Here is a 13592-nt window from a genome sequence, read left to right as displayed (position 1 = left end):
TCACATGGCGATTAAGGTTTCGATCAACGGTTTTGGACGCATCGGGCGCCTTGTAGCGCGCGCAATTCTGGAGCGTGACGATCACGATTTGGAACTGGTCGCGATCAATGACCTGGCCGACACCAATGCCAATGCCCTGCTGTTCGGTTTCGACAGCACGCATGGCCGTTTCCCCGGCACTGTCGAAGTCGACGGAAACGACCTCGTCGTGAATGGCAAGCGCATTGCCGTGACCAGCGAACGCAATCCCGGCGACCTGCCGCACGCCGCCATGGGCGTCGATATCGTGCTCGAATGTACGGGCTTCTTCCAGAGCCATTCAGCCGCCAAGCCGCATCTCGATGCTGGCGCCAAGCGCGTGCTGATCTCGGCTCCGGCCAAGGAAGTCAGCGCGACCATCGTCTACGGTGTGAACCACGATGTGCTGACCGCTGACGACGTGATCGTTTCCAACGCCAGCTGCACGACCAACTGCCTGTCGCCCGTCGCCAAGGTGCTCAATGACACCGTCGGTATCGAGCGCGGCTTCATGACCACGATCCATTCCTACACCAATGACCAGCGGATGCTGGACCAGATGCATTCCGACATGCGCCGTGCGCGCGGCGGTGCGCAGAACATGATCCCGACGACAACGGGTGCAGCGCGCGCCGTGGGACTGGTGCTTCCCGAACTGGCCGGCAAGCTGGATGGCAGTTCGGTCCGTGTGCCGACACCCAATGTCAGCCTGATCGATCTCGTCTTCACGCCCAAGCGCGACACTTCTGCTGAAGAAATCAACGCGGCGCTTAAAGCGGCCGCAGATGGTCCGATGAATGGCGTACTTGATTACACCGACCTGCCCTTGGTGAGCGGCGACTTCAACCATCACCCCGCCAGCTCCACCGTTGATTCGCTCGAGACTGCCGTGCTCGAAGGCAAGCTGGCGCGCGTGGTCAGCTGGTACGACAATGAATGGGGCTTCTCGAACCGCATGATCGACACGGCGGGCGTCATGGCTGAGTTCCTCTAAACCCGAATATAATCAAGGAGGCCCGCATGGCCGCGTTCAAGACCCTCGACGATTTGCCGCAGGATCTTTCCGGCCAGCGTGCGCTGGTGCGTGTCGATCTCAACCTGCCCATGAAAGACGGGCGGGCGACCGACCTGACACGCGTGAAGGCCGTCGCGCCGACTATACTGGAGCTGGCCGATCGCGGTGCAAAGGTGCTGCTCCTTGCGCATTATGGTCGTCCGAAGGGTGACCGGCATTCGACCATGAGCCTGTCGATGGTGCAGGGCGATGTCGAGCGCGTGCTCGATCGGGAAATCATGTTCATTTCCGAAGTCGCTGGTCCGGTGGTCGAAAGTTCGGTCGGCATTCTTGGCAATGGCGACATAGGCCTGCTCGAAAACACCCGCTTCTGGCCAGGCGAGGAAGCCAATGATCCAGAATTCGCCAAGGGAATCGCCGCGCATGGCGACTTCTACGTGAATGATGCCTTCTCTGCCGCGCACCGTGCCCATGCCAGCACCGAAGGCCTCGCGCGGCTGCTGCCGTCCTATGCCGGGCGCGCGATGGAGGCCGAATTGAAGGCGCTGGACGCCGCGCTCGGAACGCCCAAGCCGCCGGTAGCCGCCGTGGTGGGAGGGGCGAAAGTCTCGACAAAGCTCGCCGTGCTCGAAAACCTCAGCCGCAAGGTGCAGCACCTTGTCATCGGGGGGGGCATGGCAAACACATTCCTCGCTGCCAATGGCGTCGATGTGGGCAAAAGCCTGTGCGAGCATGATCTCACCGACACGGCGCGCACCATCATGGACGCCGCGGACGAGGCAGGTTGCACGATCCACTTGCCCTATGACGTCGTCGTGGCGAAGGAATTCGCCGCCAATCCGCCATCTCTGCGCACATGCAACGTCCACGAAGTCGCTGCCGACGAGATGATTCTCGACATCGGTCCGCAGGCGACAGAGGCGCTGGGTGACGTGCTCAAGACATGCGGCACACTGGTGTGGAACGGCCCTCTCGGCGCGTTCGAGACGCCGCCTTTCGACGAAGCTACCGTGGCACTGGCACGAACCTCGGCTGCTTTGACGCAGGATGGTTCGCTGATTTCGGTGGCAGGCGGCGGCGATACCGTTGCCGCGCTGGCTCACGCCGGCGTTGCCGATGATGTGACCTATATCTCAACTGCTGGCGGGGCTTTCCTCGAATGGATGGAAGGCAAGGTCCTTCCGGGCGTTGCGGCGCTTAGCGACTGACAAGATGTCGCAAGACCGCCATCTGTTTGCCACGCCATTCATCATCGACCGGCTGCAAAGCGAGGCGGGGATCGCGATGTTACGCGATTCCATAGACGCCGAACGATCTCGCGATCCGCAGGGATTGAGCATTTCAAACCTTGGCGGCTGGCATTCCGATACCAGGATGCTCGATTGGGGCGGTGAGGCCGCAAAGGCGCTGGTATACAAGGCTATGGGGATGGCCGACGAACAAACGGTCGATGCCCGATCGCCTGAAGACAGCCGATTTGGGTGGATTCCGGAAATGTGGGCCAATGTCTCCGGCAAGGGCAATGCCAACCAGTACCACACCCATCCTGGCAGTTTCTGGTCGGCCGTCGCCTATGTCGACGATGGTTACGAGGGTGACGATGATCCATCGCTCGGCGGAGAGCTGCAACTGCTCGATCCGCGCGCGCCCATGGTGCAGATGACCGCACCCGACTTGCGCCTGAAAGGGTCCGATGGTGCGCCGCAGCCTGCTGAAATCTCGATCCGCCCGCGAACCGGCATGATCGTGATGTTCCCGAGTTGGTTGCAACACGCAGTGCGACCGTTTCTGGGCGAGGGTACGCGCATTTCGGTTGCCATCAACCTGACAGCCGTCTTGAAGAAGCACCCCTGAGCTAGTCGAGCGGGCGAGTGCCGGGCCAGCCTTCGAAAGTGAAGCGGTAAGCTGCGGGATCTGTTTCTTGGCCCGCGATCTGCCCGGGCTCGGCCGAAGTAATATTGACCACATATCCGCGCACCTGTTCGGGTTCGCCGAGTGTAAGCGCCACGGTTTCGCGCCAGCCCGCTCCGTCAATTCTTGTTTTCACCGTAATCCTGCCTGCCCAAACGCATCTTGCGTTTATCGGGCAGCGTGAATCCTCCATCACCATCATCGGGGTCAATACGATGCCCTCAACGGCGACCGGCTGACCAAGCGCGACTTTGCTGCCTGCCGCCGCGGCGGGTCCATTTTCGATGATGGGGGCATCCTGGAAAGTTGCGCAGGACGAAAGGCAAAGGGCCGCAAGGGTGAGCACTGTTTTCATGGCAACGTCATTACATTGCCAGCGTGCTTTCAAGAGACTGAATGCCGTCAGCGATATTCCGGATTGGGCCAGCCAGGCTTTCGCCCTTCGTCCCATTCAGTTCGGACATTGCCAACCGCCGGATAGCCTCCGTTGTCCTTCAGCATCCGCGCTGCGTGCAGCAGGTTGAACGCCATGAAGGTCGTGTTGCGCTGGGTGAAGGTATTGTCGAACCCGGCACGCGAACCATCGTCCTGCTCATCGCCGTACGACGCGCCCGGGCCCGCTTCGCCGATCCAGCCGCAATCCGCCTGTGGCGGGATGGTGAACCCGACATGCTGCATGGCGTACAGCACGCCCATGGCGACATGCTTGATCCCGTCTTCATTGCCCGTGATCACGCAGCCACCAACCTTGCCGTAAAAGGCGTATTGGCCGCTGTCATTCGTCTCCCCCGAATGCGCATAGATTTTCTCGATGAAGGTTTGCGCAATGGAGGATTTCTCGCCCAGCCAGATGGGTGAGCCGAGAATGACGATATCGGCTTCGAAAACATCAGGGGAAAGCTTGGGCCAGTCGTCGCGGTCCCAACCATGCTCGGTCATGTCCGGATAAACACCGGGCGCAAGCTGGTATTCGGACAGTCGATGGCGTTTTACGCCGACATTCTGGCTGGCAAATACTTCCGCCACCACGTCGAGCAACGTGTCGGTGTGCGATGGTTCGGACGGATGCTTGAGCGTTGCGTTGAAAAGTACCGCCTTCAGATCGGAAAAATCTATGTCGCTTCCGGTGCAGATGTCTTTTTGCTTGTCGCTAAGGGCCATGTCTCGCCTCCTCCTCTGTTTACTCAAGTTACAAGGGGGCCGAGTGTTCCCTCGTCTTGCGCTTGGCCGGTCGCCGTCATAGAGCGACCGCGACAACATATCCGATCAGGGAGCTCTCGATGAACACCGCCGAAATGACCGCCAAGATTGCCAATGGAGCAGGCTTTATCGCCGCGCTGGACCAGTCGGGCGGTTCGACCCCCAAGGCGCTGCGCGGCTATGGCGTGTCGGACGAAGAATGGTCGGGCGATGACGAGATGTTCGCGAAGATTCACGAAATGCGCAGCCGCGTGATCACATCGCCCAGTTTCTCCAGCGGCAAGGTCATCGGGGCGATCCTGTTTGAAAAGACGATGGACGGTGAAGTCGATGGAAAGCCGACCCCCGACGCCCTGAAAGAGCGCGGCGTTGTGCCTTTCATCAAGGTCGATCAGGGCCTTATGGATGAGGCAGACGGTGTGCAGTTGATGAAGCCGCTCGACAAGCTGCCTGCGCTACTGGAAAAATCGGCGCGCAAGGGCATGTTTGGCACAAAAATGCGCTCGGTCATCAAGTCGGCCAATCCGGCGGGAATCGCCGCCATCGTCGCCCAGCAATTCGACGTCGGTAAGCAGATCGGCGATGCCGGTCTGATGCCCATGCTCGAGCCGGAATATGACATCACTGCCGGAGATCGCGCCGAAGGCGAGGACATGCTGAAAGCCGAAATCCTCAAGCATCTCGATAATGTGGCGGATGATCGCCAGGTCATGCTGAAGCTTTCGATTCCGGTGCAGGCCAATCTCTACAAGGAACTGGTAGATCACCCCAAGGTGCTGCGTGTTGTCGCGCTGTCGGGCGGCTACTCTACCGATGAGGCCTGCGAAAAGCTGGCCAAGAACAAGGGCATGATCGCCAGCTTCAGCCGCGGCCTGCTGCAGGATTTGCGCGCCGATCAAAGCGATGCGGAATTCGACGCAGCACTAGGTGGAGCCATCGCTTCGATCTGCGAAGCCTCGACCTGCTGACCCTGAAATGCCCGATTCCCAGCTCTACCTGATCTCGCCGCTCGAAGTGGGCGACGATTTTCCCGACCGGCTCGACCGCGCGCTTGCGGCGGGGGAGGGCTTGGCGACCGCCTTCCAATTCCGCGTGAAGGATATCGACCAGCACGAGGCGGCAAGGCTCGCTGCGCCGCTGCAGGAAATTTGCGCAGCGCGTGAAGTGGGCTTCATCGTCAATGATTCTGTTCCATTGGCCAAGCGCCTGAAAGCCGATGGCGTGCACCTGGGGCAGGGCGATGGAGACTTGCGCGAGGCGCGCGAGGAGCTTGGCAGGGAAATGCAGATCGGAGTGACGTGCCATGCCAGCCGCCATCTCGCGATGGAAGCTGGCGATGCGGGTGCAGACTACGTCGCGTTCGGAGCATTCTTCCCCAGCGAAACCAAGGCGAGCGATCACCGGCCAGACCTCGACCTGATCGAATGGTGGAGCGGGTTGTTCGAAATTCCCTGCGTTGCCATCGGCGGAATTACGCCGGACAATTGCGGCCCGCTGGTGAAGGCCGGGGCGGATTTCCTCGCGGTGAGCCACGCCGTCTGGCGAGGAGATGAAGTCGCTGCGGTCAAGGCCTTCGCCGAGGTGATGGCTTGAAAATCGCGCGCATCGTCGTTCCTGCGATAATCGGCTGGGTCGGCGCGGTGAGCTACTGGATTGCGGTCGGTCCCGATGAAGCTCCCGAAGCAAGCGCAGATGCCGCAGTTGTTCTGGGTGCTGCGGTAGATGGCGACACTCCTTCGCCCGTGTTCCGCGAAAGGATTGCCCATGCGATCGACCTCCATCAGCAGGGGCGTGTCTCCACACTGATCTTCACAGGCGGTCAGGCGGAAGGTGACACTGTTGCGGAAAGCGAGGCGGGCCGCGCGATGGCTATCGAAGCGGGTGTGCCAGCCGAAGCGATCCTGATCGAGACCGATTCCCTCACAACCATGCAAAACCTCGTCGATGCGCAATTGTTGATGCGTGATGCAGGACTTGAAAACGCGCTCATCGTATCCGATCCGTTGCACCTTCGCCGCGCCACCGAAATGGCCGAGGCGCTGGGCTTGGATGCGCAGGCCAGTGCAACTCCGACGACGCGTTACCAAACGCTCGGTACACAGGCGCCCTTCCTCGCACGGGAGGTCTATTTCATGCACCATTTCTGGCTGTTCGGAGAATAGCGGCGCCTGTTCGGCGATGGTGGAACTGCAACATTTTCGGAAACAAGCGCCCGGTCAGCCGTTGTGCGCGCGAAGGGCGATTGAACGCCTGCAATTTCGAGGGTCCTGAAATGTCACGCAAATTCTTCGCCATTATCGCTGCCTTGCCGCTGGTCGCCTGCGGATTGGAAGGCGCGGACACCGCCGAAACCGAGTCGGAAACCGTCGCGCGCGCCGACACACCGGACTTTGGCTATGAAACAGCCGGTGAGGACAATTACGCCGATACGATGGCATCGAATGACGAGGCTTACCTCGCTGCGACGCGCAGCGGTGCGGCGATGAACGGTGAAAGCGAAGCCATCGGGGCCGGTAGCGACTCCGCCAATGCCAATGACGTTCCCGATCCGCGCGAGCGTCCGATCATGCACGCGCAGGTCGTTCTTGATCGCCAAGGTTTTGGACCCGGCGTTATCGATGGCGCGATGGGTCAATCGACCCGGAACGCGATCAAGGGCTTCCAGGAAGCCAACGATCTGGAAGTGACCGGCGAACTCGATGACGCCACCAAGCAGGCTCTAAACGAATGGGAGCGCATTCCCGCAACGCGCGTCGTCACAATTCCGGCAAGCTGGGCCAATCTGGAATTTACCGAAATACCTGATGATCCCGCAGAGCAGGCCGCGATGGAACGCATGAGCTACGAGAGCCTCGATGAGAAGGTTGCCGAACGGTTCCACACCACGGTGGCAGTTCTCGAGCAACTCAATCCGAACGGCAAGCCCGAGGGTGCGCCGAGTGCGTCTGCATCACCAACACCGCGCGCAACGCAATCGGCTCAAGGCTCAACAGCCACCAACAGCGTCTTCCGCGCTGGCCAGCAGATCCGCGTGCCCAACATCGGTGCTGACCGCATTTCTCCCGGCGCAATCCAGGATCGCGGATGGCAGCAGACGCTTGCCTCGCTCGGCGTCGGTTCGGACCAGCCGGAGGTTACTCGCGTGGTGGTCGATGAAAGCGAAGGCTGGCTCAAGGGTTTCGACGCGCAGGGAAAACTCGTCGCCATGTTCACCGTCACTACCGGTTCGGAAAACGATCCGCTCCCGGTCGGCGACTGGGGCGTGACGGGCATCGCTTACAATCCGCCGTTTTCCTACCAGCCGGAACTTTTCTGGGACGTGCCTGACACAGAGGAAGAGCAGCAACTGCCTCCGGGCCCCAATGGTCCGGTCGGAGTGGTCTGGATAGACCTGACCAAGGAACATTACGGCATCCACGGCACCAGCGCGCCGGAGACCATCGGTTCTGTCGAGAGCCATGGTTGCGTGCGACTTACCAATTGGGACGCCGCAAGGCTGGCAGGTATGGTCAACACCGACACAGAGGTGCTATTCCAGCGCTGATGGCATCGAAATTCATAGAAAAGCTGCAGGTCGCAGTAATCACCGCAACCGTCGTTTCGGCGGGCTGGATCATCGCCGGAGCAATCATCCTTGACCGTGAGGAAGGCGCCCAGATCGAGGGCGAAATCCAGCGCCAGCAACTGGTTGATGCATTGGCAGTCGAGCAAGACGCGGATGGGGAAGAGGGCGCTGGTGACGAGGTCGGGCTTGACCGCAGCGATGTCTCGGTTCCCAGTGAACAAGACGCTGCTAATTTGATCATTCCCGTGCTGGGAGTGAGTGCAAGTGACTTGTCAGACACGTTTCGTGATGAACGCGGCAGCGGCGCACGGTTGCACGAAGCTATCGACATCATGGCCGATGCAGGCACATCGGTGGTTGCGGCAGCGCCCGGCAGGATCGAGCGCCTGTTCCGCTCTGACCAGGGCGGCAACACGATCTACATCAGATCGGAAGATGGCAAGTCGATCTATTATTACGCCCACCTCGCCGAATACGCACCGGGCTTGAATGAAGGCCAGCAAGTGCGGCGAGGGCAGCGGCTTGGCACAGTCGGCTCGAGCGGCAATGCCGATCCGGAATCGCCGCATTTGCATTTTGAAATCATGCGCACGACGGCCGATGCCGAATGGTGGGAGCCTGCTACTTCGGTAAATCCCTATCCGCTGCTGACTCGTCAGTCGCCCTGACGCACGCAGCGCAGCCGGCTTGGCTCGCCGTTCTCGATCTTTCGCAGGAACCCGTTGCCGATGATGGCGTAGCTGTCGCCGTTGCGCGGGCCACTGGTCATCAGCAACCGGTTGCCCCGACGCAGATAGGTGCCGTTACCCTGCGGTGAGGAGTATCGGGAGGCGCTTCGGATAGTGAAGCTTTCATCAGCCTGCCGGACGCCCGCCGCACCTGCCGCGTCTCCTGGAAGTTCGCAGAAATAGTGTCCACGCTCGATTGTGCCGATCTGCTGCTGGGCGGCAGCGGGTCCTGCAAGTGCCAATGCGGCAACTCCGATGAAAAAGGCCGTTGTTTTCATGGCCCCCTTTTTAGCATCGCGCGCTTGCAAGTCCATGAACACGCGCCCGCGGTGTCCACGCGCTTGTATGATGCGCCGTTGGGGGCTAGGGCGCAGCGCAATCTCAGAAATTACAGCGAACGAGCAGCCTCATGAAAATCAGCGGCGTGGACATTCGTCCCGGCAACATCCTCGAATATGAAGGCGGCATCTGGAAAGTTGCCAAGATTCAGCACACCCAGCCTGGCAAGGGCGGGGCCTATATGCAGGTCGAGATGAAGAACCTCATCGATGGCCGCAAGACCAACGTGCGCTTCCGCAGCGCCGATACGGTCGAGAAGGTGCGCCTCGACACGAAGGAATATCAGTTCCTCTACGAAGATGGTGATATGCTGGTGTTCATGGACTCCGACACTTACGAGCAGATCAACCTGCCGAGCGATTTGCTCGGTGACGCCCGCCCGTTCCTGCAGGACGGAATGCAGGTGCAGCTCGAACTGTGGGAAGAACGCCCGATCAGCGTGCAGCTTCCCGCCCAGATCGAAGCCGAAATCGTCGAAGCCGACGCTGTGGTAAAGGGGCAGACCGCTTCTTCCAGCTACAAGCCCGCCGTGCTCGACAATGGCGTGCGCATCATGGTTCCGCCGCATATCGAAAGCGGAACGCGCATCGTGGTCGATGTCTACGAACAATCTTATGTCGGGAAGGCTGGCTAAATCGTCATGGCCGCACTTTCAGGTCTTATTCGCGTCATGGAAAAGGCTGCTCGCAAGGCGGGTGGCCGGTTGCGCCGTGATTTTGGCGAGGTCGAGCATCTCCAGGTGAGCCAAAAGGGGCCGAGCGACTTTGTGTCGAAGGCCGACCAGGTGGCAGAGCGCATCTTGTGGGATGAACTCAAGGTCGCACGGCCGGGTTGGGGCTTCGTGCTCGAAGAAGGCGGCGTCATAGAAGGCGACGAGGACCAGCCGCGCTGGATCATCGACCCGCTCGATGGCACTAGCAATTTCCTCCACGGCATCCCGCATTTTGCCATTTCGATCGCAGTTCAGGAGCCGAAGCTGGGCGGTGGCGGCTGGGGCGATGTCACTGCTGCAGTGGTCTATCAGCCGATTACCGACGAGACATTCTGGGCCGAGAAAACGCGCGGTGCCTGGTTGCAAGATGCGCGGCTTCGCGTCTCTGGCCGGCGCCAGCTTTCCGAAGCACTGATCGCCACCGGTACTCCCTATCAGGGACACGGCGATTTCGAGGAATGGTCGAAGATTTTTGCGGCAGTGGGTCCGAATGTCGCTGGCATTCGCCGTTTCGGCGCAGCTTCGCTCGATCTCGCATGGCTTGCTGCTGGCCGGTTCGACGGCTTCTGGGAAAGCGGCCTGTCACCTTGGGACACTGCGGCAGGCTGCCTGCTCGTGCGCGAGGCTGGTGGCTTTGTGACGGATTACCGTGGTCGCTCGCAGGAAATCTGTGCCGATCAGGTGATTGCGGCTAATGATCCGCTGCATTCAAGGCTGCACAAGTTGATCGCCACCTCGATCAAGTAAGGCGAGATCGCGCATGGACAGCGCGCAAAAGGGCCGTTAATCGGCTTTTTCCCCGCTCAGGCCTCTGTGGCGGAATTGGTAGACGCGCTCGACTCAAAATCGAGTTTCTTCGGAAGTGCCGGTTCGAGTCCGGCCAGAGGTACCAGCGGGGAATGCAATCGGAAGGCGCGACAGCCCTTCGACCATTGGAGACGCACCGATGGAAACGCCTTTTGAAACCGGTTCGGACCGGTACCGCAAGAACGCTGCCTATATCTACGCCCGAAGCGCCAATTTGCGGTTCGACCAGCGTCGCCTCGCGTCACTGGTCGGATATGTGGCGTTCGGCCTTCCGATACTCCTGATCATCGGCAGCTTCTTCACCGAGCATCGTACCTCCATCAGCCATTATTACTATGAGCCGTTCCTGCTTGGCGACGTCTTTGTTGGTGCGCTGATCTTCGTCGGCGCGTTGCTGCTGACCTATCGCGGTTGGACGCCAAGCGTGGCGCAACTTGCAACAGTAGCGGGCGTTGCCGCGACTGGCGTGGCCATGTTTCCAACGCGGGGCTGGCAGGCTGAATTGGTCCCGGCCTGGCTGGAGGCGGTCAGCCCCTGGCTCCATTTGGGGTCCGCAGCGGCATTGTTCGGTTTGCTGGCGTTCTTCTGCTTTTTCGTCTTCACAAAGGTCGATCCCGATCAGATGGACAATGATCTCGAACTCTGCCGGTCGAAGCGGGCTCGGGACCGGATCTACAGGATTTGCGGAACGGTGATCTTGGCCGCGATGGCCGCAATCGGTATCGGCCTGGCGGTCGATCAGGATAGGGCGAGTGCCTTTCGCCTCGTGTTCTGGGGAGAAACACTGGCCTTGTTCGCATTTGGCGTTTCGTGGATGACGCAGGGTAGGCTATCAGGAACCATTCTGATGGACCCAGCAGATATCCGGGATCGCAACATTGCGCACAAGCGCGAGGAGCTGGCTGAAATTGTCGAAGACAGAAATTGACCTCGGCCTTGTCGCTGTGCGGGATGACTCTGCGCCGCGCATTCCTGCAAAACCGCTTGAATTTCGCATGATGCTCTGGAAGGCCTGTCCATAACGTGATTGAAGCTCCTTCCATTCATGCGCTCGCGGCGATGATACTGACCGTGGTCGTGTTCTACATGTTCGTGCGCAATCGCATCTCTATCGAGATCGTTTCGCTGCTCGCCATCGCGATTATCGCGGTCGGACTGTATTTTTATCCGCTGCCGCACACCCAATCGACCGACGGGCTGCAGCTCGCATTCTCCGGTTTCGGGCACTACGCGCTCATCACGATTTGCGCGCTCATGGTCATGGGCAGGGGGCTGGTCGTCACGGGCGCGCTGGAGCCTGCTGCGCGGTTCATGGAGCGGGTTTTCAAGATCAACCTGCAACTGGGCCTTCTTCTGGCGCTGGTCGTGGCGTTTTTCCTGTCCATGGGCGTCAACAATACGCCGGTTCTTGTCCTGCTGATCCCGATTTTCGTGACGCTCGCGGTGCGCGGCGCCATGCCCGCGTCGCGGACACTGATGCCGCTCAACGCGTCCTCGTTGCTGGGCGGAATGGCGACAACGATTGGCACATCGACCAATATCCTGGTTGTTTCCATCGCGGTCGATCTTGGAATGCCCGAGATGGGCGTGTTCCACTTTACGCCTATCGTCCTGCTCGCCTCGCTGATCGCGCTGCCATATATCTGGCTGCTCATGCCGCGAATGCTGAAGGACAACACGCCCGAAGCAGGCCACGGCCAACGCTGGTTTGTCACGCGGCTGCGGGTGCCGCCCTCCAGCAATTTGAACGGCAAGCACTTCGATGAAGTGGTCGACATGTTGCCCGAGGATTTTCGGTTCGAGGAACGGCCTGATGGCCCCTTCGCTACCGGGCAGCGGCTGAAGGTTTCGGGAACGCATGACGCGCTGGAAGATGCGATCCGCGTCTTGCAGGGGCAGATTGCACCGGGCTGGGTGGTCGATGCAGTTCAGCGCAAGGCGTCGTCCAAGAAGGATGATGTCCACGTCGTCGAAATGGTGGTCACGTCCGATTCTCGCCTGATCGGGCGCACGCTCGCGACATCGGGCATTGCCGACCGCTATGGCGTGGCGGTGCTGGGCATCCACAAGCCCGAAAGGCCCTTGCGGTTCGATGACCCGCAGGAAGTCCACGGCGAACTGCGCCTGGCCGAAGGCGACGTGCTGCTGGTGATGGGTCTCAGCCCGGAACTCAATGAATTCGCGCAGGCCGACAGCCTGTTGCAGCTCGAAGGCGCGCGCGAAGTGCCGCGGCGATCCAAGGCCTGGCTTGCGGCGACAATCATGCTGGTGTCGGTCGGGCTGGCCTCGATCGGAATCCTGCCTATCGCGATTGCTTCGCTTGGCGGCGCAATCCTGATGTTCCTTACAGGCTGTGTGAAATTCGACCGTGTCGGGCGAGCACTGTCGGCGCAGGTCATCGTGCTCGTCGCCGCGAGTATCGCGATCGGTCGGCTCGTGCTCGACAGTGGTGCAGCGGGGTGGCTTGGCGAAACGCTGGCGCTGGGGCTGCAATTCCTCCCGCCCGCCGGCGTATTGGCTGCCATCATGATATTCGTGACCGTGCTGACCAATTTCGCATCCAACGCAACTGCCGCTACCGTGGGCACTCCAATTGCTTTCGCCATCGCGACCGAACTGGGCTTGCCGCAGGAGCCGCTGATCCTTGCCGTGCTGTTCGGCTGTAACCTGTGTTACGCAACGCCAATTGCCTACCAGACCAACATGTTGATCATGGCAGAGGGCAATTACCAATTTGGGGATTACGTTCGCACCGGCGTCCCCTTGGTCTTGCTGATGGTGGTGACACTCAGCTTCCTGCTGGTCATGACTTACCAGATGTAGATCTGGCAGGTCGTCATTCCGGCCTGAACGCTAGCGACCGCGCGTCGTGTTCTGAAAATTGGCAAGAACGACAGACATTTGCACCGTCTCAAAACCGTCAGTTAACCTTTCTTGTTGGAACTGCATCAATTCCGGTTGGTTCATTCGCCAATAAAAGGAGGATTCCATGACTGAGGAACGGATTACAGAAACGACCAGGGACCCGGCAACGGGCAGCACCCATACGCATACCACTGTCGTCAACGACGGTGAGCGTTCGTCGAGCGGCGGCAGCCGGTGGGGCCTGATCATTGTGCTCCTCGTGCTTGTGATTGGTGCGATATTCGTGTTTTCGCAGATGAGCGATGCCGAAGTTGCCAAGGACGAAGCAATTAGCGAGGCCGCTAATGATGTCGGTAATGCAGCCGGTCAGATCGGCGACGCAGCGCAAGATGCAGCGGACAGCATTTCCGACTAATTTTCCTCTTGAGACGC

16 protein-coding genes and 1 tRNA gene are annotated in these 13592 nt (G+C 60.1%); 14 read left to right on the top strand and 3 right to left on the bottom strand.

Features of this window, described 5'->3' with window-relative positions; all coding sequences use genetic code 11:
- Positions 1 to 4: 4 nt before the first annotated feature.
- Genes gap through AAC850_RS06430 form a run of 3 tightly spaced genes read left to right on the top strand, consistent with a single transcriptional unit; the run spans position 5 to position 2887 of the window.
- Positions 5 to 1012: a type I glyceraldehyde-3-phosphate dehydrogenase gene (gene gap / locus AAC850_RS06440; RefSeq protein ID WP_340587861.1), complete on the top strand. Its 1008-nt coding sequence runs from the start codon at positions 5 to 7 to the stop codon at positions 1010 to 1012.
- Positions 1013 to 1038: 26 nt separating this feature from the next.
- The gene (locus tag AAC850_RS06435; RefSeq protein WP_340587860.1) at positions 1039 to 2241 is read left to right on the top strand and encodes a phosphoglycerate kinase; all 1203 of its coding nucleotides are present in this window, start codon (positions 1039 to 1041) and stop codon (positions 2239 to 2241) included.
- Positions 2242 to 2245: 4 nt separating this feature from the next.
- Complete coding sequence (locus AAC850_RS06430; RefSeq protein WP_340587859.1) at positions 2246 to 2887, top strand: 2OG-Fe(II) oxygenase family protein; 642 nt, start codon at positions 2246 to 2248, stop codon at positions 2885 to 2887.
- A gap of 1 nt (position 2888) precedes the next feature.
- Here AAC850_RS06430 and AAC850_RS06425 read toward each other — a convergent pair whose 3' ends face one another.
- Positions 2889 to 3080, bottom strand: coding sequence for a hypothetical protein (locus AAC850_RS06425; RefSeq protein WP_340587858.1), 192 nt, complete (start codon positions 3078 to 3080; stop codon positions 2889 to 2891).
- A gap of 266 nt (positions 3081 to 3346) precedes the next feature.
- The gene (locus AAC850_RS06420) at positions 3347 to 4105 is read right to left on the bottom strand and encodes a flavodoxin family protein (protein WP_340587857.1); all 759 of its coding nucleotides are present in this window, start codon (positions 4103 to 4105) and stop codon (positions 3347 to 3349) included.
- Positions 4106 to 4224: 119 nt separating this feature from the next.
- On the opposite strand from AAC850_RS06420, the gene AAC850_RS06415 reads away from it, so the two are divergent.
- From AAC850_RS06415 to AAC850_RS06395, 5 genes are all read left to right on the top strand, one after another.
- Positions 4225 to 5112 carry a fructose bisphosphate aldolase gene (locus tag AAC850_RS06415; protein ID WP_340587856.1) on the top strand — a complete coding sequence of 296 codons (888 nt, stop codon included), beginning with the start codon at positions 4225 to 4227 and terminating at the stop codon, positions 5110 to 5112.
- A gap of 7 nt (positions 5113 to 5119) precedes the next feature.
- Entirely contained in the window at positions 5120 to 5737 is a 618-nt protein-coding gene (thiE, locus tag AAC850_RS06410) for a thiamine phosphate synthase (RefSeq protein ID WP_340587855.1), read from the top strand.
- A complete protein-coding gene (locus tag AAC850_RS06405; protein ID WP_340587854.1) occupies positions 5734 to 6306 on the top strand; it encodes a YdcF family protein in 573 nt (190 codons plus the stop codon). The genes thiE and AAC850_RS06405 overlap by 4 nt, the downstream gene beginning before the upstream one ends.
- A gap of 110 nt (positions 6307 to 6416) precedes the next feature.
- Positions 6417 to 7688, top strand: a complete 1272-nt coding sequence (locus tag AAC850_RS06400) for a L,D-transpeptidase family protein (protein WP_340587853.1) — start codon at positions 6417 to 6419, stop codon at positions 7686 to 7688.
- Positions 7688 to 8377 (top strand): M23 family metallopeptidase, encoded by a 690-nt coding sequence (locus AAC850_RS06395; RefSeq protein ID WP_340587852.1) that lies wholly within the window; start codon positions 7688 to 7690, stop codon positions 8375 to 8377. Before AAC850_RS06400 ends, AAC850_RS06395 begins: the two co-directional genes overlap by 1 nt.
- On the opposite strand, the gene AAC850_RS06390 is transcribed toward AAC850_RS06395, so the two are convergent.
- Complete coding sequence (locus tag AAC850_RS06390; protein WP_340587851.1) at positions 8365 to 8715, bottom strand: elongation factor P; 351 nt, start codon at positions 8713 to 8715, stop codon at positions 8365 to 8367. The two genes, AAC850_RS06395 and AAC850_RS06390, sit on opposite strands and share 13 nt — an antisense overlap.
- A 131-nt stretch (positions 8716 to 8846) precedes the next feature.
- Here AAC850_RS06390 and efp point away from each other — a divergent pair, with 131 nt between their 5' ends.
- The 6 genes from efp to AAC850_RS06360 all read left to right on the top strand — a co-directional run bounded on the left by efp (position 8847) and on the right by AAC850_RS06360 (position 13575).
- Positions 8847 to 9410: an elongation factor P gene (efp, locus tag AAC850_RS06385; protein WP_340587850.1), complete on the top strand. Its 564-nt coding sequence runs from the start codon at positions 8847 to 8849 to the stop codon at positions 9408 to 9410.
- 6 nt (positions 9411 to 9416) lie between these two features.
- Positions 9417 to 10235 (top strand): inositol monophosphatase family protein, encoded by an 819-nt coding sequence (locus AAC850_RS06380; protein WP_340587849.1) that lies wholly within the window; start codon positions 9417 to 9419, stop codon positions 10233 to 10235.
- A 60-nt stretch (positions 10236 to 10295) separates the two neighbouring features.
- Positions 10296 to 10380 (top strand) — tRNA-Leu (locus tag AAC850_RS06375).
- Positions 10381 to 10434: 54 nt separating this feature from the next.
- Positions 10435 to 11223, top strand: coding sequence for a hypothetical protein (locus tag AAC850_RS06370; protein ID WP_340587848.1), 789 nt, complete (start codon positions 10435 to 10437; stop codon positions 11221 to 11223).
- A gap of 95 nt (positions 11224 to 11318) precedes the next feature.
- Entirely contained in the window at positions 11319 to 13118 is a 1800-nt protein-coding gene (locus AAC850_RS06365) for an SLC13 family permease (RefSeq protein ID WP_340587847.1), read from the top strand.
- A gap of 166 nt (positions 13119 to 13284) precedes the next feature.
- A complete protein-coding gene (locus AAC850_RS06360; RefSeq protein ID WP_340587846.1) occupies positions 13285 to 13575 on the top strand; it encodes a hypothetical protein in 291 nt (96 codons plus the stop codon).
- The last annotated feature ends 17 nt before the right edge of the window (positions 13576 to 13592 follow it).

Source organism: Erythrobacter alti (assembly GCF_037996805.1).
GTDB classification, from domain to species: Bacteria; Pseudomonadota; Alphaproteobacteria; order Sphingomonadales; family Sphingomonadaceae; genus Alteraurantiacibacter; species Alteraurantiacibacter alti.
This window is presented reverse-complemented; position numbering and strand designations above follow the sequence as displayed.

What these genes read in the sequence shown, in the direction of transcription:
- AAC850_RS06395 (WP_340587852.1), top strand. Translation starts at nt 7,688, where the DNA reads ATGGCATCGAAATTCATAGAAAAGCTGCAGGTCGCAGTAATCACCGCA.
- gap (WP_340587861.1), top strand. Translation starts at nt 5, where the DNA reads ATGGCGATTAAGGTTTCGATCAACGGTTTTGGACGCATCGGGCGCCTT.
- AAC850_RS06370 (WP_340587848.1), top strand. Translation starts at nt 10,435, where the DNA reads ATGGAAACGCCTTTTGAAACCGGTTCGGACCGGTACCGCAAGAACGCT.
- AAC850_RS06420 (WP_340587857.1), bottom strand. Translation starts at nt 4,105, where the DNA reads ATGGCCCTTAGCGACAAGCAAAAAGACATCTGCACCGGAAGCGACATA.
- AAC850_RS06415 (WP_340587856.1), top strand. Translation starts at nt 4,225, where the DNA reads ATGAACACCGCCGAAATGACCGCCAAGATTGCCAATGGAGCAGGCTTT.
- thiE (WP_340587855.1), top strand. Translation starts at nt 5,120, where the DNA reads ATGCCCGATTCCCAGCTCTACCTGATCTCGCCGCTCGAAGTGGGCGAC.
- AAC850_RS06360 (WP_340587846.1), top strand. Translation starts at nt 13,285, where the DNA reads ATGACTGAGGAACGGATTACAGAAACGACCAGGGACCCGGCAACGGGC.
- AAC850_RS06390 (WP_340587851.1), bottom strand. Translation starts at nt 8,715, where the DNA reads ATGAAAACAACGGCCTTTTTCATCGGAGTTGCCGCATTGGCACTTGCA.
- AAC850_RS06400 (WP_340587853.1), top strand. Translation starts at nt 6,417, where the DNA reads ATGTCACGCAAATTCTTCGCCATTATCGCTGCCTTGCCGCTGGTCGCC.
- AAC850_RS06430 (WP_340587859.1), top strand. Translation starts at nt 2,246, where the DNA reads ATGTCGCAAGACCGCCATCTGTTTGCCACGCCATTCATCATCGACCGG.
- efp (WP_340587850.1), top strand. Translation starts at nt 8,847, where the DNA reads ATGAAAATCAGCGGCGTGGACATTCGTCCCGGCAACATCCTCGAATAT.
- AAC850_RS06380 (WP_340587849.1), top strand. Translation starts at nt 9,417, where the DNA reads ATGGCCGCACTTTCAGGTCTTATTCGCGTCATGGAAAAGGCTGCTCGC.
- AAC850_RS06435 (WP_340587860.1), top strand. Translation starts at nt 1,039, where the DNA reads ATGGCCGCGTTCAAGACCCTCGACGATTTGCCGCAGGATCTTTCCGGC.